Annotated in this window: 18 protein-coding genes; 9 read left to right on the plus strand and 9 right to left on the minus strand. The window is 52.6% G+C overall.

Annotated elements, in window-relative coordinates; all coding sequences use genetic code 11:
* Positions 1 to 36: 36 nt before the first annotated feature.
* Both EBB_RS10660 and EBB_RS10665 read left to right on the plus strand, forming a co-directional pair.
* The gene (locus EBB_RS10660) at positions 37 to 501 is read left to right on the plus strand and encodes a metallophosphoesterase family protein (protein ID WP_192393856.1); all 465 of its coding nucleotides are present in this window, start codon (positions 37 to 39) and stop codon (positions 499 to 501) included.
* 99 nt (positions 502 to 600) lie between these two features.
* Entirely contained in the window at positions 601 to 1413 is an 813-nt protein-coding gene (locus EBB_RS10665) for an arylamine N-acetyltransferase family protein (RefSeq protein ID WP_192393857.1), read from the plus strand.
* A gap of 318 nt (positions 1414 to 1731) precedes the next feature.
* Here the strand turns inward: EBB_RS10665 and EBB_RS10670 are convergent, their stop codons facing one another.
* The 6 genes from EBB_RS10670 to EBB_RS10695 form a co-directional block, all read right to left on the minus strand.
* Complete coding sequence (locus tag EBB_RS10670) at positions 1732 to 2277, minus strand: chemotaxis protein CheW (protein WP_192393858.1); 546 nt, start codon at positions 2275 to 2277, stop codon at positions 1732 to 1734.
* A gap of 17 nt (positions 2278 to 2294) precedes the next feature.
* Positions 2295 to 4331 (minus strand): methyl-accepting chemotaxis protein, encoded by a 2037-nt coding sequence (locus EBB_RS10675; protein WP_192393859.1) that lies wholly within the window; start codon positions 4329 to 4331, stop codon positions 2295 to 2297.
* A 47-nt stretch (positions 4332 to 4378) separates the two neighbouring features.
* Complete coding sequence (locus tag EBB_RS10680) at positions 4379 to 6580, minus strand: chemotaxis protein CheA (protein WP_192393860.1); 2202 nt, start codon at positions 6578 to 6580, stop codon at positions 4379 to 4381.
* On the minus strand, positions 6577 to 6783 hold the full coding sequence (locus EBB_RS10685) for an STAS domain-containing protein (RefSeq protein WP_229427571.1): 207 nt from the start codon (positions 6781 to 6783) through the stop codon (positions 6577 to 6579). The genes EBB_RS10680 and EBB_RS10685 overlap by 4 nt, the downstream gene beginning before the upstream one ends.
* A 156-nt stretch (positions 6784 to 6939) precedes the next feature.
* Positions 6940 to 7308: a response regulator gene (locus tag EBB_RS10690; protein ID WP_192393861.1), complete on the minus strand. Its 369-nt coding sequence runs from the start codon at positions 7306 to 7308 to the stop codon at positions 6940 to 6942.
* A 20-nt stretch (positions 7309 to 7328) separates the two neighbouring features.
* Positions 7329 to 8537 (minus strand): methyl-accepting chemotaxis protein, encoded by a 1209-nt coding sequence (locus EBB_RS10695; RefSeq protein WP_192393862.1) that lies wholly within the window; start codon positions 8535 to 8537, stop codon positions 7329 to 7331.
* Between the two features lie 182 nt (positions 8538 to 8719).
* Between EBB_RS10695 and EBB_RS10700 the strand changes: the two genes are divergently transcribed.
* From EBB_RS10700 to EBB_RS10710, 3 genes are read left to right on the plus strand one after another with little or no spacing between them, the layout of a single operon-like run.
* The gene (locus tag EBB_RS10700; RefSeq protein ID WP_306790018.1) at positions 8720 to 9511 is read left to right on the plus strand and encodes a CheR family methyltransferase; all 792 of its coding nucleotides are present in this window, start codon (positions 8720 to 8722) and stop codon (positions 9509 to 9511) included.
* On the plus strand, positions 9508 to 10104 hold the full coding sequence (locus EBB_RS10705; protein ID WP_192393863.1) for a chemotaxis protein CheD: 597 nt from the start codon (positions 9508 to 9510) through the stop codon (positions 10102 to 10104). The genes EBB_RS10700 and EBB_RS10705 overlap by 4 nt, the downstream gene beginning before the upstream one ends.
* A 38-nt stretch (positions 10105 to 10142) precedes the next feature.
* Positions 10143 to 11237 carry a protein-glutamate methylesterase/protein-glutamine glutaminase gene (locus tag EBB_RS10710; RefSeq protein WP_192393864.1) on the plus strand — a complete coding sequence of 365 codons (1095 nt, stop codon included), beginning with the start codon at positions 10143 to 10145 and terminating at the stop codon, positions 11235 to 11237.
* A gap of 13 nt (positions 11238 to 11250) precedes the next feature.
* Here the strand turns inward: EBB_RS10710 and fucP are convergent, their stop codons facing one another.
* From fucP to nhaR, 3 genes are all read right to left on the minus strand, one after another.
* On the minus strand, positions 11251 to 12507 hold the full coding sequence (gene fucP / locus EBB_RS10715; RefSeq protein WP_192393865.1) for an L-fucose:H+ symporter permease: 1257 nt from the start codon (positions 12505 to 12507) through the stop codon (positions 11251 to 11253).
* Positions 12508 to 12528: 21 nt separating this feature from the next.
* The gene (locus EBB_RS10720; protein WP_229427572.1) at positions 12529 to 14721 is read right to left on the minus strand and encodes a glycoside hydrolase family 3 N-terminal domain-containing protein; all 2193 of its coding nucleotides are present in this window, start codon (positions 14719 to 14721) and stop codon (positions 12529 to 12531) included.
* 313 nt (positions 14722 to 15034) lie between these two features.
* Positions 15035 to 15937, minus strand: a complete 903-nt coding sequence (gene nhaR, locus EBB_RS10725) for a transcriptional activator NhaR (protein ID WP_192393867.1) — start codon at positions 15935 to 15937, stop codon at positions 15035 to 15037.
* A 112-nt stretch (positions 15938 to 16049) separates the two neighbouring features.
* On the opposite strand from nhaR, the gene ppc reads away from it, so the two are divergent.
* From ppc to EBB_RS10745, 4 genes are all read left to right on the plus strand, one after another.
* Positions 16050 to 18971, plus strand: coding sequence for a phosphoenolpyruvate carboxylase (ppc, locus tag EBB_RS10730; protein ID WP_223146828.1), 2922 nt, complete (start codon positions 16050 to 16052; stop codon positions 18969 to 18971).
* Between the two features lie 107 nt (positions 18972 to 19078).
* Entirely contained in the window at positions 19079 to 19519 is a 441-nt protein-coding gene (locus tag EBB_RS10735; protein ID WP_192393868.1) for a hypothetical protein, read from the plus strand.
* Positions 19520 to 19540: 21 nt separating this feature from the next.
* Positions 19541 to 21634 carry a peptidase domain-containing ABC transporter gene (locus EBB_RS10740; protein WP_192393869.1) on the plus strand — a complete coding sequence of 698 codons (2094 nt, stop codon included), beginning with the start codon at positions 19541 to 19543 and terminating at the stop codon, positions 21632 to 21634.
* A complete protein-coding gene (locus EBB_RS10745; RefSeq protein WP_192393870.1) occupies positions 21627 to 22937 on the plus strand; it encodes an HlyD family secretion protein in 1311 nt (436 codons plus the stop codon). The genes EBB_RS10740 and EBB_RS10745 overlap by 8 nt, the downstream gene beginning before the upstream one ends.
* Position 22938 lies beyond the last annotated feature (1 nt).

Raw genomic sequence — 22938 nt, forward strand, 5'->3', positions numbered from 1 at the left:
GCGCCTTACAACACAGCCTCCTTAAATCAGCCTACTATGCCCTACCGCATCGGTATCATCTCCGACACCCACGGCTTGCTCCGCCCTGAGGCGCTGGCGGCGTTAAAGGGCTGCCAGCGGATTATCCACGCCGGCGACATCGGCAAACAGGAGGTGCTGCAGCGGCTGAACGAGTTGGCACCGGTTACGGCGGTACGTGGTAACAACGATAAAGGCGCTTGGGCTGATGAATTGCCGATCAGTGCGCGCGTTATGGTCGGACAACTTTCAATTTACGTGATTCACGATCTGGCCGAGCTGCCCATCGATCCGGTCGCGCCTGGAATTCGCGTCGTCATTTCCGGTCATTCGCATAAACCCTCGATTCAAGAACGCGATGGCGTGCTGTATCTCAACCCCGGCAGCACCGGACCGCGCCGGTTTAAATTGCCAGTAGCCGTTGCCGAACTTATCATCAGGGACACAGCAATCGAGGCGCGAATCGTCGAGCTGGCGGTTTGAAACCGATTGCAAGAATTTGTTATCGTTGTCACCTGCAGGATCCTGCTGGCGCACGATTCGTTTCCGTTTAACCGCTTTTTTACTCTACAAGTTTACCCCATGAGTTTTGATTTTAACGCTTACCTAAACCGCATCGGCATAGCCAAACCGGAGACCACCCTCGCCGGCCTCAGCCAATTGCAACAGGCGCAACTCGGCGCTATTCCATTCGAAAACATCAATCCGCTATTAGGTTTGCTGCCCGAGTTGGAAACGGCGGCGTTGATGGAAAAGATCGTCGCCAATCGACGCGGCGGCTATTGTTTTGAATTGAACGGATTATTTGGACAGGCGCTGGATGCCTTGGGATTTGACTATCAGCCGATTATGGCTAGAGTGCGGATGGGCCGCAACGAAGGTGGACCGCGCCTGCATTTGGCGTTTATCGTAGAGACTGAAGCCGAATTCTGGCTGGTGGATGCCGGCTTCGGCGGGCCCAGCCACTATCGGCCACTGCGCCTGAATACTGGGGAGGTGCAAAACCAGGAGCACAACCAGTTCCGGTTGCGCCAGGAAGAGGAATCCGGAGAAACGGTGCTGGAACGGCTACAGGACGGCGAATGGTTTGCCTTGTATAGTTTCGACCGCGCCAAAGTACAACGTTGCGATCTGGATGCGGCCAACCTGGTGTGCACGACATGGGATCAATCACTGTTGTCGCAAAACCTACTGATCTGCCGGAATACCGCCGAAGGCTGGGTGCAATTGTTCAATACCCATTTTTCAAGATACCGCGCGGATGAGAAAATCAGCCATTCAATTGAAAGCCAGGCGCAATTAAATGACTTGTTGGACGAGCAGTTTGATATAGCGCTGAACATTGAGCAATTGCGCCGCCTCGCCGAGCGCTTGGCGTTAAACCAGGATAACTAAGGTTTGTCCGGCGGGATTTATTGGCATTGCAGTGACGTATTTATTTGCACTGTTTTATCAGCACATCCGTGAGCACTTCGAAGCAGAAGAACATTTAATGAAACACCATGGCTATCCGGGTTATACCCAACATGTCGCAACGCACAACCAAATGCTTGACAGATTGAACGACATTTCCCAAACCATTTACCACAAGCGCTGGCAGCCTGCCGACATAAAAAATTTGTCAGGCAATGGGTGTTGGTACATATCCTTGAAGAAGATAAGCTGCTGGGAGAATACCTAAAAATTCTTCCAGGATAGCTCCCAGTTCAAAACCTAGTCCGCATTTGCGAGCAGATGGTCTTGAGATTGCGCCAAATCGCTTAGTAGCGATAGCTCGTCCAACGACAGTACCCGGCTAATCGCCAAAAGTATAATAAATACGTCGTCGACACGGGCCATGGCTTGAATAAAATCGGTGCGAATATCGGTACCGAAATCCGGCGCCGGCTGGATATTGGCGGGCGGAATTTCCAAAATTTCCCGGACTTCATCCACCAACATGCCGATCAGTTGCGAACCCTCGCCCGTTTCAACCGCCACCAACACAATACAACTGCGTTTGCTGACTTCCGAGCAATGCCGGCTTAATCGTGCCGATAAATCGATTACCGGCACCACACTGCCGCGCAAATTGATCACCCCGTGAATATAGTCGGGCGTCAATGGCACCCGCGTCACGTTGGCAATCTCGATAATTTCCTTCACATCCAGAATGCTGACGGCAAAACTTTCCGTCCCCACTAAAAAAGTCAGGTATTGGCCTACCTGCTCCTGAACCGCCACGGCGTGGCCGGTTTCTCTCCGAATCAGATTACTCATGGTCTGCTCTCCAGAGACTAAAAGCGCTCAAAATCTTGGTCGTTAAAATCCAAGGAGTTGTCGGCAAGGCTATTCACCGCCACGGGTTTTTTTACATAGTTTTGTGCCGCCCCGCCGCGAGACTGGTGCTTAGCGGCCGGAGGTGTTTTACCAAAAGATTGCGACCTATTACTGTTGCCATCCAGTTTGAAAAACGCCACTGCATGCTGCAGCTGGGTGGCCTGTCCGTTTAATTCCTCGGACGTAGCGGCTAATTCCTCGGCGCTGGCGGCATTTTGCTGAGTCGCTTTATCCAACTGACGCATCGCTTCGTTAATTTGATTAATGCCACTGGATTGCTCCATGGACGCCGCATTAATCTCCTGCACCAAATCGGCTGTTTTCACAATATTGGGTACTACGGCAGCAATCAAGGTGCCGGCTTTTTCGGCTATCGCTACGCTGTTGGTGGCAAGTTCGTTGATTTCTTCCGCCGTGACGCGGCTGCTTTCCGCCAGTTTTCTGACTTCGGCGGCCACCACGGCAAAGCCCTTGCCGTGTTCGCCCGCAGAGGCTGCTTCAATCGCCGCGTTTAACGACAGCAAATTGGTTTTGTAAGCTATATCCTCGATCAGACCAATTTTTTTGGCGATATTCTTCATAGCCAGAACAGTCTCGTTCACGGCCTCGCCGCCGTCACGGGCTTCGCCTGCCGACTTAGTCGCCATTTGTTCGGTGACATGGGCATTTTCGGTGTTTTGTTGTACTGATGAATTAAGCTGTTCAATCGACGAAGTGGTTTCTTCGACGCTAGCCGCCTGCTCGGTGGCCATCTGACTCATGGACTGGGCAGTAGCACTGACTTCTTGCGAAGCACTGGCCAGCGTGTCGGAATTAGAACGCACTTGCGAAACCACTTGGCTCAGCTTATCGCGCATATCGCGCAAAGCCTGGGCAAGTTGCCCGATTTCATCTTTACCATTCACTTCCAGCTTCGCGGTCAAATCACCTTCGGACAAGGATTGGGCAAATTTGACGCCGACGATAATCGGTACGGTAATCAAGTTGGCCAGGAACATGGCGATGATAACGCCCAAAACCAATGCGGCAATAATGGTACCGATAATGATTTTATTGGCCTCATCGACTAATTCGTCTGCTTGTGCCCTTGCCACCCCTAATTGGGCATAACCCGCTTCTTCCGCACTTTGCGCTTGTTTAATGACGTTATCGCCCAATTCCAGCATTTCTTTTCGGACTATATTCAGCTTGTCGTCGTTATCAATCCAGTTTTGCGCGGCTTGCTGATAATCAAGGGTACTCGCACGCGCAGTCTCAATCAGACGCAAGGCTTCTTCGGAATTAACGATTTTTTGTAAATCATCATAAGCCTTCATCAGTTCGGGCATTAAAACTTGCATCTTTTTCCACGCGATACGGTCTTTGTAATTCACTTCCTCTTTTTCCGCGCGCATGATTTCCATCGCTTTGATATAAATATTGGCGGCGCCAATATAACGCTGAACGTATGGATCCAACTCTTGTGCATTAGTGCCTTTTTTCATGGCCTCCTGATACAAACGCACTTGCCTATCCAAAAAATCATCCGCAGCTTTAGCGACTGAATTACCTTCTTTTACCATTTCTTCCACAGCCGCTTTATTTTCCTTAACCGATACCACCACAGCTCTGAATTTTTCACCAAATTTCAGTGTGCCTTCCCGGGCGGTTTTAGACTGAGTCAATAACTCGGTATTGTTATATTTCTTGGCTACCTGATCGACCTTATCGAGATACTCAAACAAAGTTTTCATGCTGTCTTCGACTTTTTGAGCATCTTCGTCTTTATTGGAAATACGATAGGCCCTCTGCGCCATGATAGTTTGCAGAGCCATTCTTTCCACGCCAGTGGCATATTCCACCGATTTGCCGTTGTTGTCGGTAATACCGAACAATGCGCCGGCGACTTCGCCAATATATATCTTGGACAATAAGCCAAAACCTATCGTAATAGCCACGAGCAGCATCGCCCCCGTCAGGATTTTTGTTTTTATTTTTAGGTCGTTAATATTCATTTGCTGTTCCCTCTAATAGGAATTTGTAACTGTGAGAAATCGTTAACTTACTGAATTCGCTGCGACGTTAAGAATGGTGCCGGTCGGCTTTTATTTTTGATGGCCGCTTGAATTAAACCTTGTACATCCAGAATGAGTGCGACATTGCCGTCGCCCAACACGGTGGCACCGGTGATCCCGTTCAATCTTTCGAACACTTTACCCAATGGCTTGATCACGGTTTGGTGCTCGCCATGCAACTCGTCGACGACAAAACCGGCTTTGGTCTGCCCGGATTTAACCACCACGACGCTTTCGCGCTTTCTGTTGGAATCGGCAATCTGATTATGGAAATAATCGCCTAAACGTAAATATGGCAAGACCTGACCGCGCAGATTGATGTAATGCTGTATGTCGTCTATCTCACATTCGTTAGCGTTCATCTCGATGCATTCGTCTACCATACTCAGCGGGATGATGTAGCGGTCATGGCCGGTGCCGACCATAAAGCCGTCGATAATCGCCAAGGTCAGCGGCAAGCGTATGGAAATGGTGGTGCCCTCGCCTTCTATGCTGTCTATCTCGACGGAACCGCGTAAGGCTTCGATATTTTTTTTCACCACATCCATACCGACACCGCGCCCGGATAAATTGGTGGCTTGATCCTTGGTACTAAGGCCGGCAGCAAATATGAGATTATAAATTTCTTGTTGGGACAAATCGTGATCGGGTTTAATCAGGCCGTTGGCCAACGCTTTGTTGAGTATTTTTTCGCTATTCAAACCGACGCCGTCATCGGCGATTTGAATGACGATATGCCCGGATTCATGATAGGCATTGAGTTGCACGGTACCTTGCGCCGGTTTGCCGGCGGCAAGCCTCTGCGCGGGACTTTCGATGCCATGATCAAGGGCGTTGCGGATCAGGTGGGTCAATGGATCGTTGATTTTTTCGACGACCGTTTTATCCAATTCCGTCTCGCCGCCGCTGATATAAAGTTCGATGTCTTTATTCAGCTCCTTACTAACATCGCGCACGACGCGCTTAAACCGGGAAAAGGTTTCGCCGATTTGTACCATGCGCAATTCCAATGCGGTATCGCGGATACTGCTGACCAAGGCATTCATGCTGGCGGCCACATCGCCGGCATCGCTGAGGCCATGCTTCTCAACAATCAAAGTCATCGCCGCACTGGAAATCACCAGCTCACCGACCAAATTGATCAAATGGCCTAATTTCGTGGCATCTACCCGGATGTAATTGGCTTCGCTTGCCAGTTTTTGTTTGGTCTGTTCTTGTTTTTTCAGCGCTTGATCGACTAAGGGCTGCTGTACAACGTGTTGCTCGACCAGTATCTCTCCCAAGGGTTTACCGGGGACAGCCTGTTCGGAATCAATATTGGCCTGCTGACTTTGCAAGGCATGATTGACATCATTCTGAGTCAGCGCCCCAACCTGCACCAGCATATCGCCCAAGCGATTAACATGATTGTCATCCTGGGCATTCAACAGATTTACATATTCCTCTAGTTTGGAATTGGGCGGCAAAATTTTGATATCGCAATCGTCCGAGGCAAAATCAAATACCGCCTCTATCGTCTGTTTATTCGCGTCGCTCTGAAAAGCAATTTTGAAATGCAAATAGCAGCTTTCCGGGTCCATATCGTCACCGGCCGGCATTTCCGAGGCTACGGTAAGAATTTGTTTGATCTCACCCAAGGTGCGCAGATAGCGAATAAACGACAAGGGATCCATGCCGTTTCTGAAGGCGTCTTTCTGAAACTCTAATGAAATTAGCCAGTTATCGTCCACCGATATTTCACCGCCACCTTCAATTTCCAGCTGGGCGCTATCGTCGCTCTGCTGCATGTCGGTAGTTTGCCGTCCGGTCAATTGCCGGATCAAACGCTCTCCGTCCGCCGCCAAACTTGCCGGTAATGCAGCGTCTTTCTGCGTCAAACAATGTTCGATCAATTTAGCGGTGTGATCCTTACTATTCAATAAGACAGAAATCAATTCCGCGTCGATACCGCGTTCGCCGTTACGCACTTTATCCAGGACCGACTCCGCTTCATGGGTAAAACCGACAATGGCGTTAAAACCAAACAATCCGGAAGAGCCTTTGATGGTGTGCATGGCCCGGAATAAACTATTGATGGTTTCGCTATCGTCCGGTTTGCTCTCCAGAGACAACAAAGCGTCTTCCATATCCGTTAACAACTCTTCAGCCTCTTGGGCGAAAACCGTTAAAGCCGCATCTAATTCGCTCATGATGATTTCCAGTCTGCGGAGATTACGATAGGGTCGCCGAAATGCTTACTCAGGTTGAGCAGTTCCAGCACTTCAACTACCGCCTCGCTGTGCTGAGTAAGACTAAAGCCGATCTCGCGGCTGACGGCTTCCTGCTTCAGAAACATCAGGAGTTGCAAACCGGCACTATCGATTTCGGTGACATTGGCAAGATCGATTTGCACGTCTTTAGCCGAGCTTAGATACTGAGATAGTGCTTGTTTATGTCCAGCACCGAGTAGATGGTCAATTCACCCTGAATGGCTAGATGGGTGACACCCTTTTTTTGTTGTTTCAGGTGGATAGCCAAGGTTTTCTCCCCTTGTGCAACGGAGTTGTTTTTAAGGCAACACCAATTTGGACACCGCGTCGAGTAAAGTGGGGGCTTGAAATGGTTTGGTCAGCCAGGCTTTCGCGCCCGCCGCCTTGCCAGCCTGTTTTTTATCGTCGGCGGCTTCGGTAGTCAGCATCATCATCGGGGTGAATTTGTAAGCCGGTAGTTTTTTGGCTTCCGTAACAAAGGTTATGCCGTCCATATTCGGCATATTCACATCGGTAATGATCAGATTGATTTTTTGTCCGGTTAATTTACTCAGCGCATCCCTGCCGTCGCTGGCTTCGATCACATCGTAGCCAGCGCCTTTAAGGGCAATGCCGACAACCTGTCGAATGGATGCCGAGTCATCAACAATCATGATGGTTTTAGCCATTAGTCAATCCTTCATTAAATTTAGAAAAATGTAATCTCATCGTTGGCGGAAGTGCTTTGGTGACTCACTGCCGTTCCGGAAGAGTGATTCAATAATTCTTCCGGCATCGTGTAACTAAGCTCCATTCTCGACAAGGTAGCACCGACATCGAGGCTATTCGCTTGGCGTTCACCGCTGTTACGTGTGGCGTCTACCGCAGTTTGCAAGCTGTTTAGATTATGTTCGACATGCGAAAGCATTTGGCTGACCCGATCCTGGAACTGGAACGCCGTCAACACCGAGAAAATCTCGTCGCGAATTTGCGCGCTATTACCGCGCAGCTGGTCCGCATCGTTTCTGAACATATCCAAAGCCACCCGTAAATCGTCCAAAGCGGTGCGGATGGCGTGTTCGGCATCGCGGATCGCTTTGTCGTCGGAAGAGCCTGATGCTTCGGACATTTTCAACGTCGAGGCCATGGCTTTGTTGATATCGGCAATCGCGTGGCTGATCTTTTCACCGGTAGATGAGGAGAATCCGGCCAGTTTTCGGACTTCGTCGGCCACAACCGCAAAACCGCGGCCGTTTTCGCCGGCGCGGGCGGCTTCGATAGCCGCATTCAGCGCCAATAAATTGATTTGTTCGGCGACCTTACGCACTTCCTGCGCCATGGTGTCCAGTTGACCGGTATGCGCGGACAGTTTACGAACCTCGTCGACTACCGCGTGCTCAACGTCTTGAATTTGACTTAAAACTTTTAAAACCGCAGTCAAGGCATCCCGGGTTTCGCCGAACAACACGTCGACACTACGGCCCTGACGGCTCTGCGCGCCGCCGGAAATCAGCCTCTCCAATTGATTGACCATAGCGGCGAAACGGCTGGTCAGCACGGTGATTTCTTGCTCGGTATGCGTTCTGGATGTTTGTACTTGTCTGAGCAGAATGGGCACTACTTGCAGAAACAACCGCTCCAGCTCGATGGCATATGCTTCAAGATCTTGCAGCTTTAAGTCTTCGTCGCCACGCCAAGCTTTATTGGCCTCATTCAGCACGGCTTGCTGTTTGTTGTACAAAGTAGACCCAATCAGGACACCGGCAAAACCAAGCGCGGCGGTGGCACCCATGCTGATCAAACTGAAACCGGTTTGCACGCAAGCCAATAATCCACCTATCACTCCCAGCCCAACAGTCAAAGCATAAAAACCAAGTGGACCGGGGCTTTTGGCTACAGGATAAGGTTTTCGAAGCATGGGAATTCCGTTTGGGTTTTGGGTATGCTAAGGATAGTAGAGAGTTTTAGAGTTGCATTCAACCCAGTACCATCTTAGGTTTTTCGTTAATGTTAAGTCCTCAGCAATTCATGTAATTAATTGCTGACATAATTACCTGGCAAATCCTTACTAACGGAGAAAATTCTATTAGCATTGCCCCTATCACGACCGAAGAATTCGAACGCTTCAGACGTCTGATTTACGACCATGCCGGCATCGCTCTGACGCCGGAAAAGAAAGTCATGGTAGCCAGCCGGCTAGCCAAAAGGCTCGACTACTATCAGCTAGAGCATTACGGCGAATACTACCAACTGGCTATCAGTCCCGATTACCCCCATGAATTTCAAACGCTGGTCAACATTCTGACCACCAATGAAACGTATTTTTTTCGGGAGCCAAAGCACTTCGAATTTTTTCAACAGCACATTCTTAAACCCTGGCGCGGCGAGCACTTCAGGGTTTGGAGCGCGGCTAGTTCGACAGGAGAAGAAGCCTATACTTTGGCAATGGTTTTAGCGGAGAACCTAGGCACGCGCAATTGGGAGATTTTCGGTTCCGATTTGAGCACGCGAGTGCTGGAAGTTGCCCGCCATGGCGTCTATCCACTGGATAGGCTGGACCACATGGATAAACGCCTATTGGAAAAATACTGTTTGCGCGGTGTGCGTAGCCAGGAAGGTTTTTTTCGCGTGGACAACAAACTGCGCAGCCGAGTCAAATTTGATCAGGTCAATTTGATGAGTTCACTGCCACCGGCATTGGGTAGATTCGAAGTGATTTTTCTGCGGAACGTTCTAATCTATTTCGACCAAGACACCAAAAAGCAGGTTGTCGAACGACTGATTGGCGCCCTGAAGCCTGGCGGGCATTTCATCATCAGTCATTCGGAAAGCCTGCACCGGGTCACCGAACAGTTACAAATGCTCAAACCTTCCATATACCGGAAACCATGAAAATCCTGCCCTTCCGAGATACCCAGCGTATCGTCATCGACCCGGGCGAGTTCTATGCCTCCCGCCAGCCGGAAGTCATTTCTACGCTGCTAGGCTCTTGCGTAGCTGCCTGCCTATACGACCCGACCAATCGGGTATTTGGCATGAATCATTTTTTGCTGGCTTATCGTTCCTACTCCAACAACATGCCTATCATCGAATCCGACGAGGGCCGTTACGGCATTTATGCGATGGAATTGCTGATCAACGAGATGATGAAACTCGGCGCCAACCGGCTCAATCTACAAGCCAAATGCTTCGGTGGCGGCAACGTGTTAAAACTGCGAGAGGACAAAAACCGCAAGGAAACCGTGGGCGAAGTGAATGTTTTATTCATCAAAGAGTTTTTAAAAAAAGAAAACATTCCTATGCTTAGTGCCTGTCTAGGCGGCAATATCGGCAGAAACGTGCATTTCGTCGGTACTGATTATTCGGTGTTTATCAAAAAAATCGACCACAATCAGCAACTGTCTCTTGAAAACGAAGAGCGCCGCTACTGGAAGAAAAATATCGACGAACATGAAAAATCCAGAAGCAGTGCCGAATTCTGGTAAACCATCCAAGACCATTAACAGGCAACCCCAAAGACACTATGACAGACACAAAAGTATTCATTGTCGACGACTCCGCCGTGGTCCGGCAGGTATTAACCGGATTGCTCGATAGCCTGCCTGGCGTCAAAGTGATCGGTGCTGCGCCGGACCCCATCTTTGCCTTAACCCGCATGGAAAAAGACTGGCCGGATGTCATCATCCTGGACATCGAAATGCCGCGCATGGACGGCATCACGTTCCTGAAGAAGCTGATGCACGAACATCCCACGCCAGTGGTGATCTGTTCGACGCTCACGGCCAAGGGCGCGGAAGTCACTATGCAGGCCATGAGTGCCGGCGCCGTTGACATCATCACCAAACCTACCGTCAACCTGAAAGGCTTTCTGCAAGATTCGAAAACACTGCTGGCGGATGCCATTAAAGGCGCTGCGCATGCCAGAATGCGAAAATCGGCAGCCCCAACCGGCAAACCTTTGGATGGCAGCCCGAAATTAACTGCGGACGCCGTCATTTCCCCTACCAGCCTGATCTCGATGACGGAAACCACCGACCGCGTCGTCGCCATCGGCACGTCAACCGGCGGCACCCAGGCTCTGGAATACGTATTGACGCGATTACCCCGCACCACACCGGGTATCGTCATCGTGCAGCACATGCCCGAGGCATTTACCGCAGCGTTTGCCAAACGACTGGACAGCCTCTGCCAGATCACCGTCAAGGAAGCCGAGCAAAACGACCGGGTCATTCCCGGCCTGGCTTTGATTGCTCCGGGTGGCAAACACATGCTGTTGCGCCGCAGCGGCGCCCAATACCGGGTGGAAATCAAGGACGGCCCGTTAGTCAGCCGCCATCGGCCATCGGTGGATGTACTATTTCGCTCGGCCGCGCAAGCTGCCGGCAAAAACGTACTAGGCATCATCATGACCGGCATGGGCGATGACGGCGCCCACGGCATGAAGGAATTGCACGATACCGGCGCGCTGTGCATCGCCCAAGACGAAGCCAGCTGCGTGGTTTACGGCATGCCCAAAGAAGCGGTGAAACTGGGCGGCACCGACGGTGAACTCCCGTTATCGGCCATCCCTAACTTGATCATTCAATCGCCGAACCGGGCAAAATTCTTGAAAGGTTAAAGGCCGGTTTTATCTACAACCGGCGACAGCGGTAGCCGTAATAAGCGATATACAAGTAGCAAAGAACAGGGATAAAAAAGGCTTGCTGTATACCGATATGATCCGCAAACGCCCCTTGCAGCAACGGTAAAATAGCCCCGCCGACAATGGCGGCGCACAATATGCCGGAGCCTTGGCCGGTATGCCGGCCCAAGCCGGTCAAAGCCAGCGAAAAGATGGTGGGAAACATGATGGAATTGCACAATCCCACTGCCAGTATCGTTATCATTGCCAGTGTGCCGCTACCCAACATCGTTGCCAATACCAAAGCCGCTGCCGCCAAGGCATTAAACGCCAGCACCTTGCCGGGATGGATTTTTTGCATCACCGCCGAACCAATAAACCGGCCGACCATCGCCCCGCCCCAATAAAACGACACGTATTTGCCGGCCTCTTGTTCCGCCAAACCGGCAATATCCGGCTCGCCGAGGAAGTTGACCAGAAAGCTGCCGATAGACACTTCGCCGCCGACGTATACAAAAATAGCCACCGCACCCAACACCAGATGGGAGTAGTGCCAGGCGCTGCCATCCTCTGCATTAGGGCCAGTTGCCTCGGCTTGCTGGTTAATCTTAGGCAACTTCAACATCGCAAACACTGCCGCCATGAAAAACAATACTGCCGCAAGAAAGAGATACGGATTCTGCACCGCCGCCGCTTCCGCCGCTTGATACGCCGTGAGTTGATCGGCATCGAGCAGTTTTATCTCATCAACGCTTTTCACCGCATTCGACAAAATAAACAAGGCACCAAAATACGGCGCCAACGTGGTCCCCAAAGAATTGAAAGCCTGGGTCAAGGTCAAGCGACTCGACGCAGTGTGCGGATCGCCCAACACCGTCACGTAAGGATTGGCAGAAACCTGTAGCAAGGTTATCCCGGACGCCAGCACAAAAAACGCCCCCAAAAACAAGGGATAGGAATGTAGACCGGCAGCCGGATAAAACAATAAACAGCCGCCACCGGCAATCGCCAAACCGACGATGATGCCGCCTTTGTAATCGATTTTTTCCACCAGATAGCCGCTGGGCACCGACATCAAAAAATACGCAGTGAAGAAACAAAACTGAATCAGCATCGCCTGGGTATAGCTCAGCGTGAACACCGCCTTCAAATGCGGAATCAGAATGTCGTTAAGACAGGTGATAAAGCCCCAAATAAAAAACAGCGAAGTCAGAATAGCTAACGAGCCCGCATTAGACTGTCTACCCAGGTGTTGTTGATCCGGCATAAGCTAATCCTGCAAATCGATTTAGGGTTTAACGACCTGGAAACGCGCAACTTCGTTTCCGACCATCACCTCAAACTCGCCCGGCTCGACGATACGCCGCATATCCACGCCGATGAAAGACATATCCTGCGGCGTTAAGCTAAATTGCAAAGTCTGCTCCGCGCCGGGTTTTAACTCGACTTTTTTAAACGCCTTTAGCTGTTTTACCGGCCTTGATACCGAGGCTGCAACATCGTGTAAATACACCATGACGGTTTCCTTACCAGTCAGCGCGCCGGTGTTTTTCAGCTTAACGGTCACGTCGATATTCTCGCCCATCCCAATCTTGTCTTGGCTCAGTTGCAGGCCGCTGGTCTGGAAAGTGGTGTAGCTTAAACCGTGTCCAAACGGATACAAAGGCCGATACTGATTGCTCTCAAACGCCTCTATCGGCTTGTGATCGTACATCACAATATCGTTAACATCGCGCGGATAGGAAATCGGCAGCTTACCGCTGGGATTGGTGTCGCCGAACAAAATATCGGCCATCGCCGCCCCGCCTTCCATGCCCGGCAGAAAGCCCAACACCACCGCCTGCGCCTTGTTGGCAATCTCGGTAATAATGCGCGGCCGCCCGCCGAACACGACTAAAACCACCGGCTTGCCGATTTCAAATATCGCTCTGGCCAATTGCAACTGCACCGGGTCCAAATGCAGGGATTCGATATTGCCTTCGGTTTCGGTATAGGTTTTTTCGCCCAGCGCCAAAATCACCACATCGTGCTGCCGGGCTTGCGTTACCGCCTGCTCGATATTGATTTCATCGCTAAAATTTTTACCGCCAACATACGTGACCTTACCGCTGGTTTTTTGCTGAATGGCTTGCAGCAAGGTGGGCTTGTCTTTGGGGTACAAATGCTCGGCGGCGCCCTGCCACGTGATAGTCCAACCGCCGTTCATTACGCTCAATAAGTTCGCGGTCGGCCCGGTGACTAGGATGCTGGCCTGCTTACTCAAGGGCAAAATATGCTGATCATTTTTCGCCAGAATGATGGCTTCCCGCGCCGCTTGCTGATTCGCGGCCACAGCGTCTTCAGTGACAAAGTTACCTTTTGCCGCCAGCGCCGGTTCGTGTCTGTCAAACAAACCGCTTTGATATTTCACCCGCAAAATACGCGACACCGCTTCGTCGATGCGGGTCATCGGCACTTCGCCGGTTTTGGCTAAATCCAGCAACAAGTCGTAAAACGAGTAATCGAACGGCACCATGCTCATGTCCACGCCGGCCATCACTGCCATTTTTACTGCTTCGCGCGGCGAAGCCGCCAGTTTGTCACGGGTATATAAACGGCTGATGTCCGCCCAATCGGAGACGGTGAAGCCCTTAAAGCCCATTTCGCCGCGCAAAATGGTGTTCAGATAATGATGATTGACGTGGCCGGGAATGCCGTCCACTTCCGAGGAGTTGATCATTACGGTCGGCGATCCGGCTTTCACGCCCGCTTCGAAGCTCGGCAGAAAATATTCACGCAAGGCTCGTTCCCCTATCCAGGCCGGGGTGCGGTCCTTGCCGTTTAAAGGATAGCTGTAGCCAACATAATGCTTCAAACAAGTCGGGGCTTTGTCGGCGTCCGCAAAATTGTCGCCTTGATGCCCTTGGATATAAGCGCTGCCCATCGTCACCGCCAAATGCACGTCCTCGCCGTAAGTTTCCCACAAGCGCGGCCACAACGGTTGCCGGCCGATGTCCATCACCGGCATGAAATTCCAGTCCAAACCCGACGCCTTGACTTCCCGCGCGGTCACTTCGCCTTCCTTGAAAGCTAAATCATGATTAAACGTCGCCGCCATGCTGATGGCTTGCGGAAACAGCACTGCGTTTTCGGTATAAGTAGCACCATGAATCGCGTCGATACCGTACAGCACCGGAATTTTCAGCCGGCTTTTTGCCGCCACCTCACGTATCGCTTGAGTCATGCGCCGCCATTTTTCGATGGGCTGAGTTTGATTATTCGGCGTCGTGGGCGTGTTCAGTATTGAACCGATATGCCGGTTTAAGATGGCGTCTTCGAGTTTGGCCTGATCGATGGGATTGTCGGCTACCTCGCCATTCACGACCGAAACCACGCTGAAGTCGATCTGCGTCATCTGCCCGACTTTTTCTTCCAGGCTCATTTGCGCCAATAAGGCCTGGACCTGCGCTTCAACATTGTCGTTTGTTTCTTCTGCACTCACGCCGGACTCCAACACCACAAATAAGGAAAGAATTAAAAAAGCTAATTTTGTTTTCAAGAGACTGATTTAAGGTTTGATCGATGCCCACGCAATCGTTGTATCAACCTGCCAGCCACACGGCAAAAGTCCGGCCAACGATAGCAAGGCACTCGCAGTTATCGGTAAAAATCGGCACAAGATAGCCGGTGACAAATTCGGTAATGTCGGCGGCACGCGCCCATCAAGCACCCGGAATAGTTTATCCAGACCTGAGGATGCTGTCTTATATTTTAAGAACAGCGGCGACATGCCGGATAAACCAATCTCAGGATTGTCATTCCGGAAACAACTTACCCCGCGCATTCTCCAAAATCGCGGTCACGGCCGGATGCTTGAGTTTACGGCGCATGGTGATAGCGTAAAAACGCTCATGCACCGAGTCGATACGGCCGATGGCTTGCACGCCATATTGGCTTTGAATTTCCGCTTCGACATTACTCGGCGCGACAAACAATCCCACCCCGCCGCCGCCAAAAGTTTTAATTAACGCACTGTCTTCAATTTCAGCCCGGATAGCCGGGCTAATGCTTTCGGCGTCGAACCATTGATCCAGCGAACGCCGCAGCGAAGTGTTGGCGGTGGGCAGCAGGAACGGTGCGCCGCTCAAGCAGCGCGGGAAATTTTGCCTATAGGTCGCGGCCAAAGCCGGCGTGCCGAACACGGTAACACCGCATTCGCCCAGCAGATGGTTAAATGCTTTGGCGCCACTGGTTGGCGTCAGCGGCGCATCGGACAAGACTATATCCATCCCTTGCATCACCATCTCACTCAAAAGTCGCTCGGTTTTGTCCTCGTAACACAGAATCTGCACCGACTCCGGTAATCGGAACGCCGGCGCCAGCAAGCGGTAAACCACCATTTTCGGTAACGCATCCGCCACGCCCACCACCAGACGCAGAGCCCTGCCGGTCGGTCGGCCTTTCAAGGTGTTACTGAGTTCTCTGCCCAGCGAGAAGATTTCTTCCGCGTAATTAAATACCACCCGCCCGGTGTCGGTGAGCACCAGTTTACGGCCTTGTTTATAAAATAGTTTTTCGCCAATTTGCTTTTCCAGCACCGCTAGTTGACCGCTGATGGTCGGTTGCGCCAAATGCAGTTTCTCGCAAGCGCGAGTGATGCTTTCTTCACGCGCGACATTCCAGAAATAAAACAAATGTTGGTAGTTGATACGTTCCATAGCACTCAATGTATAGGAATTTACGATGCATTAATTCTAAACATTCTATTTAACAATATCAAAATGCTGCGTTAGGCTATCAGGTAACCCTAACCCACCCTGAGAACTGCACATGCAAAAGCTAAAAGCACTGCACAGCGAAGACAACGCTCCAAGTACCGGATCCGCATTAGCGGAGTACGACAAGTCAGCGTTTGAATTGGATAACCTCAGCGCCAGCCAAATCCTCAGTGATCGCTTATCGGATGCTCACGGCGACGACAAAGAATTACGCAGTTCGATACGCCTGCTCGGTTCGATCTTGACTAAAGTGCTCACCGCCCAAGCCAAACCGGAAGTAGCGACCGCCGTTGCACAGTTACAACGCAAGTTTGCCAGCTTGATCCGAGAGGGCAGCGCCAATCGCCGCCGCCAGTTTATGGAGATTCTGGAAGGCCTGGATGCGGAAGAAATCGGTGAAGTGGTGCGGGTGTTTAACGGCTATTTCAGCCTGCTCAATATCGCCGAAGAATCGCATAACCTAACTTTACGCCGACAAAACCAGACCGGCCGCTATTGGCCCGGCTCGTTTCATGACACGCTGATCAAATTACGCGACAGCGGCGTCAGTGCCGATAAATTGCAGGTGTTACTGGACGAAATGCTGTATTTGCCGGTGATGACCGCTCATCCCACTGAAGCCAAACGCCGCACGGTAAAGAGCGCTTTGCGCAATGTATTCCTTAGCCAGGAGGCCTTGGACGATCCGCGCTTACGTAGCCAACAACGCAGCGAGGCCTTGGACAAACTACAAGCACAGATTCAATTGCTGTTAAAAACCGACGAAGTGCGCGCCCGTAAACTGGGCGTGGCCGACGAAATCGACGCCGGTTTGTTTTATTTTTCACTGTCACTATTTCAGGCTACCACCTTGGTTTATCGGAACTTACAACGGGCGCTTAGCGATGTGTTCGGCGCCGACGTGGCTAGCCAAATCCGCATCCCCAGCTTCCTGCGTTTTGGTTCCTGGATAGGCGGAGACCGCGACGGCAATCCGAATGTGAAGCCGGAAACTACCGAGCTGGCTTTGCGCATGCAGGCGCAAACCATCATGCAGGAATATCTCGCCCGCCTGGATCAATTGCGCGGCCAGTTGTCGCATTCTTATGGACTTTGTGACTTGACTCCGGAATTTATCGACAGCCTGCACGCCGACCGCGCCATGCTGGGTGCGGCAGTCGCGGACTTGGAAAAACCCTATTTGCAGGAACCTTACCGGCACAAACTGATATTAATGAAATATCGCATGCAATCCACCTTGCAGCGCGTACAACAACAGTTACAGGGCCAAGCGGAACAAGCCAATCGCCTTGCGTATGCCAGCGTCGCCGAGTTTTTACAAGACCTTCGATTGATCGATGCGTCTTTGCGCAGCCACGGCGACGCCAATATCGCCGAGCTGGAATTAGCCGATCTGATCCGCTTGGCCGACGTGTTCGACTTTCACTTGATGCAACTCGATGTCCGGCAAGAATCGACTCGCCACAGTGAAGCAGTCGCAGAAATCTTGGCGGCCGCATTGAACATCGACTACCTGGCACTAGACGAAGCGCAACGTATCGCCTTATTAGCCGAGGCTATTGCCGCACCGGGTGGCTTGATGTTCGATGCCACCGCGCTGACGCCAGCTAACCGCGAAACGCTGGAGTTGTTTACGGTGATGGCGAAAATGCGTCGGGAAATAGGCCCGAATTGCTTTGGTAAATATGTAATTTCGATGACCCATTCCGCAAGCCATGTCTTGGAAGTCTTGCTACTGGCCGCTCAGGCCGGCCTAGTCGGCAAAATTGGCGGACATTGGCATTGTCATATCGGCGTCAGCCCCTTGTTCGAAACCATCGACGATTTAAACCGCATTGCCGACGTGCTGACGCAATTGTTCGATACCGATTGCTATCGGGAGCTATTGCGCGTCAGTGACGACCGGCAGGAAATCATGCTGGGTTATTCGGATTCCTGCAAGGACGGCGGCATCCTGGCGTCGGCCTGGGGCTTGTCGCGCGCGCAACGGCAAATTATTGCGATCAGCGAGCGTTATGGTTTGAAATGCCGCTTATTCCATGGCCGCGGTGGCACCGTCGGTCGCGGCGGCGGCCCAACGCACGAAGCGATTCTGGCCCAGCCACCCGACACCGTGCGCGGCCAGATCAAATTTACCGAGCAAGGCGAAGTGCTATTTTATCGGTATAACAACATGGAAACCGCGGTCTACGAATTGACCATGGGCGTTACCGGCTTACTGAAAGCCAGCGTCAGCCTGGTGCAAGCCGTACCGGCGGATCATTCGGAAGATCTGGCAGTCATGGACGAATTGGCGCGGATCGGCGAGCAAAGTTATCGCGACCTGACCGAACGCACGCCCGGCTTTTTGGATTATTTCTATGAAGCCAGCCCAGTCGGCGAAATCGGCGGCTTGAATATCGGTTCCCGGCCTTCGCACCGCAAGAAACTGGATCGCTCGAAAAACTCGGTGCGGGCAATCGCCTGGGTGTTCGCCTGGGCGCAATCGCGGCAGACGTTTCCGGCTTGGTACGGCATCGGTTTCAGTTTGGCCAGCTGGTGCGCCGGCAAACCTGAACGCCTGGAAACGTTGCGCAGAATGTATCGTGACTGGCCATTTTTCCGCAACCTGCTCAGTAACGCGCAAATGGCGCTGAGCAAGTCGGACATGAACATCGCCCGCGAATACGCGCAATTGTGCAACGATCCGGAAACCGGCAAACGTGTTTACAACCTGATAGCCGGCGAGCATCAGCGCTGCGTGGAGTGGATACTTGAGATAGCCAACGCCGACCATTTGCTGGCGGAAAACCCGGCTTTGGCCGCGTCCTTGCAACGCCGCGATGCTTATCTGGGGCCGCTAAACTACCTGCAAGTATTTTTGATCCGGCGACTGCGGGAAATGAATACCGAGAATCCAGTGGACAGCCCGTGGATGAAGCCTTTGTTGCGCAGTATCAATGCAATTGCTGCAGGTATGCGCAATACCGGTTGATGTTATTAGCCCGGCCCTGAAATACCGGCCGTCCTGAACGGGTCGAAGGACGCGCCCCCTGAAAAGGGGAAAGGGCTTTTCGGCAGACTCTAAAAGGGAGGAGAACCATGCAATACGCCTACGCATTGGCACACTGGTTTAGAGTAATCATCATCAACACCGGGCGCTGGCTGTTTGAAAACAAGCCTGCTATGGCAATCTTGACCCTGATTTTTTTGTATAAATTTGGCGACACCTTGCTACCCTTTCTATGGCACATTCTGCACCTGGCCATTGAGGTGGTCGAGATGTTGTTCGAGCATTTTTTGGAACATGTGTTTGGGGTAACGCCGCGCCAAGCCGAGTTCATTGTATTTTGGACCGGTCTGACTGTGCTCGGTACTATGGTTTGGCGCTTGTCATATAAAGCTTATCTCGTGATCGTGCGAGCATGCGAAACTGCTTGGCAGAACTGGTGTGAAAAAGCCGGCCCGGCCAAATTACTTGCAACCCTTAAGCTGACGCTTTTGCTGAGCATACTCGGCAAGACCATGCTGTTATTCGTTTAAACCGATAGGATTTCGTTACGTATGAGCACCACTGCTGGAAACAAGGAACACCCGCATAGAAAACAGTCAACGCAAACCTTGCTGGGATTCTTATTCGACCTGCTGGAAATCCCCAGTCAAGTCCAAGGAATCCGGGAGCGTTTGCTGGAGTCAGCCGGCGACGACAGCCAGGCAGCGCTGAGCAGCATCGGTGACCATTTGGGTTTGAATATGGAGTGTGCACTGCTTACGCCCATTGCGGCCGCCAACGCCTCTTCCCCGCACACGCCGCTGCTAACCAGCCTCTCCGATGGCTGCGGCTGGCTGGTGTTGTGCGGATTTCGCGGCGGCAAAGTCAGAGTGGCCCTTGCCCAAGGCGAAGTTATCGAAGAGCGCCACGTCAAACCGGCTGACATCGCCGCACTACTGGGCCGAAGCGACGCCGGCATCAGCGAGTGGCTGTTAGTACAAGCCCAGGCGCCGCTGGAGAATGCCGTCAGTCAAGACCATCATGCGCACATGCCGCCATTTAGCCGCTTGCTGGAGCTGTTACGCGCTGATCGCCACGATCTCTGGTTATTGTTGGGCTTGGCTTTGGGCTCCGGATTGCTGGCGCTGGCTTCGCCGGTGGCGGTGCAAGCACTGGTCAATACCGTGGCGATGGGCGGCATGGGCCAGCCTTTAATCGTATTGGCGACCATCCTGTTTTTCTTTCTAAGCTTCGGCGGCGCGGTCTATGTGCTGGAATCTTATCTGGTTGAAATCGTGCAGCGGCGGATTTTCGTGCGCCTGGCCGCCGACCTGGCCTATCGCTTGCCCAGGGTGCGCAGCGATGCCTACGATAGTCAAAACGGCGCGGAACTGGTCAATCGCTTTTTCGATGTATTGACCTTGCAGAAAGCCGGCTCTGCGCTGCTCTTGGACGGTTTGAGCACCGTGGTGCAAACCTGCGTCGGCTTAATCATGCTGGCTTTCTATCACCCCTTCCTGCTGGCCTTCGATGTGGTGTTGCTGTTGTCTATCACTGCCATCGTATTTTTGTTGGGCCGCGGCGCGGTCACCACAGCGATTCAGGAATCGATCAGCAAATATGCCTTGGTCGCCTGGCTGGAAAGCGTTGCCGGGAATATTCAAACTTTTAAATTCGGTAACGGTGCGCTGATGGCCGCCAACCGTACCGACCGTCTGTCGCTGGACTATTTAACCGCCAAACGCCAGCATTACCGCGTGCTGCTGGGCCAAGTCATCGCCTCAGTAGCGCTGTATGCCATCGCTAGCACGGCCTTGTTGGCTATCGGCGGCTACTTGGTCATAGACGGCCATTTAACCTTGGGGCAATTGGTGGCGGCGGAACTGATCGTCTCGTCAGCTTTGCTAGCCTTGATCAAATTCGGCAAACATCTGGAGGGCTTTTACGACTTGATGGCCGGCACGGACAAAATCGGTCATTTACTGGATTTGCCCTTGGAAGAGTCAGCAGAAGTGGACGCAGAATTTAACGGCCCGGCGTCGCTGACAGTCAGCGGCTTAAAATTCGGCTTCGGCGCACAGCGGCCATTGTTCTCGGATTTTGCGCTGCAAATTCAACCCGGCGAAAAAGTCGCGATTTTCGGCGGCCCCGGTAGCGGTAAAACCGCGTTGGTCTCGCTAATCAGCGGGACGCGGCAAGCACAAGCCGGCCAAATACAAATCAACGGCCAGGCACTGGATGAATTGCGCCTGAGTACCTTGCGGCAGAACATCGCAGTAGTCAGCCGACTGGAGATTTTTCACGATAGCCTGCTGGAAAATGTCAGGCTTGGCGATGCGAACCTGAGCGTTGCCGATGTCCAGCGGGCCTTGGCCAAAGTCGGCTTAACCGACTTGGATTTGGATACCGTCATGAGTCCCGGCGGCTCCCCGCTTGCCCATAGCCAAGCCATACAAGTCATGCTGGCTAGAGCCATCATCGCCCGGCCCGCCTTGTTGATCGTGGATGGCATACTCGATGGCTTGGATAGCGGATTACAGCAGCAGTTGGCATCCGCATTATTTGCCGCTGACGTGCCCTGGACGCTATTGTTGCTCACCGGATCGAAAGAATTGGCCGCACTTTGCGGGCGCGAGATCACTTTGCCGGGAGCCGCCCATGACTGATTTACAGATTAGGCTGTCCGCGCTATCGGCGGCCCATACCCCTCGCCTGGTCAGCAGTCTAGCGCGGGCTTGCGTCTGGCTATTTCTGTTGACCCCTCCAGCCCTGCTACTGACACCGTGGCAACAAAACATCAACGGTATCGGCCGGGTCTCCGCCTTTGCACCACTGGAACGCCAACAGAATTTGGATGCGCCGGTTTCCGGCCGCATCGTCAGTTGGCATGCTAAAGAAGGCGCCAAAGTGAAGGCCGGCGATTTGCTGATGGAAATCACCGATGTCGATCCGGAATTGCTGGAACGCTTGCAACAACAACGCGCGGCAGCCGCGGCGAAATTGGCGGCCAAGGAAGACGAACTGCGGGCGTATCGCCTGCAAATCGACAATTTGATTGCGACCCGCGATTTACAAGTAGCTACCGCGCAATACCGGCTGGATGTGGCTCGGCAACGCGCGCGCTCCGCCAGTGAAGCCATTGCCTCCGCCCGTGCCACGCTGGAAACGGCCAGCGTGCAAACCCAGCGGCTGCAACGCTTGATAGGCGACGGCTTGGTCTCGCAGCGCGATTACGAGGTGGCGCAACGCGACGGCATCGTCGCGCAACGCAGTCTGAACAGCGCGCAAGCCAGTCTGGAAGGCGCGCTGGCCGAACAACGCGCCGCCGAAGCGGAAATCGGCCGAATTCGCGCCGATGCCCAGGCGCGTATCGACTCGGCGACGGCCTCTGCCAACAAAACTCAAAGCGAACTGGAAGACAGCCGCAGCAGCCTGTTAAAGAGCGAAGTGGACGTTTCCCGCCAACAATCCCAACAAATCAGAGCGCCGCGCGACAGCAGCATCCTCAGGCTGCTGGCCAATCCGCAGAGCGATATTGTCAGACAAGGCGACCCGTTGCTGGTATTGGTGCCGGATATGGATGTAAAAGCCGTGGAACTGTGGGTAGACGGCAACGATGCCGTATTGATCACCCCAGGCCGGCATGCGCGTTTGCAATTCGAGGGCTGGCCGGCCTTGCAATTCGCCGGCTGGCCGGAAGTCGCCGTCGGCACCTTCGGCGGCTTGGTCGCCTTCGTGGATTCTACCGACGACGGCAAGGGTAAATTCCGGGTGCTGATCGTGCCCGATCCCAACGACCGCCCCTGGCCGACAGAACGCTTCGCCCGCCAAGGCGTCAGAGTAAAAGGCTGGGTGTTGTTGAACCGGGTAACGATGGCTTACGAACTGTGGCGGCAACTGAATGCCTTTCCGCCGCAAATGACTATGGAAGCGCCGGCGACCGATTTGGTCAGGCAAAAACTGAAATAAG

This window comes from Methylomonas fluvii (genome assembly GCF_014850975.1).
GTDB classification, from domain to species: Bacteria; Pseudomonadota; Gammaproteobacteria; order Methylococcales; family Methylomonadaceae; genus Methylomonas; species Methylomonas fluvii.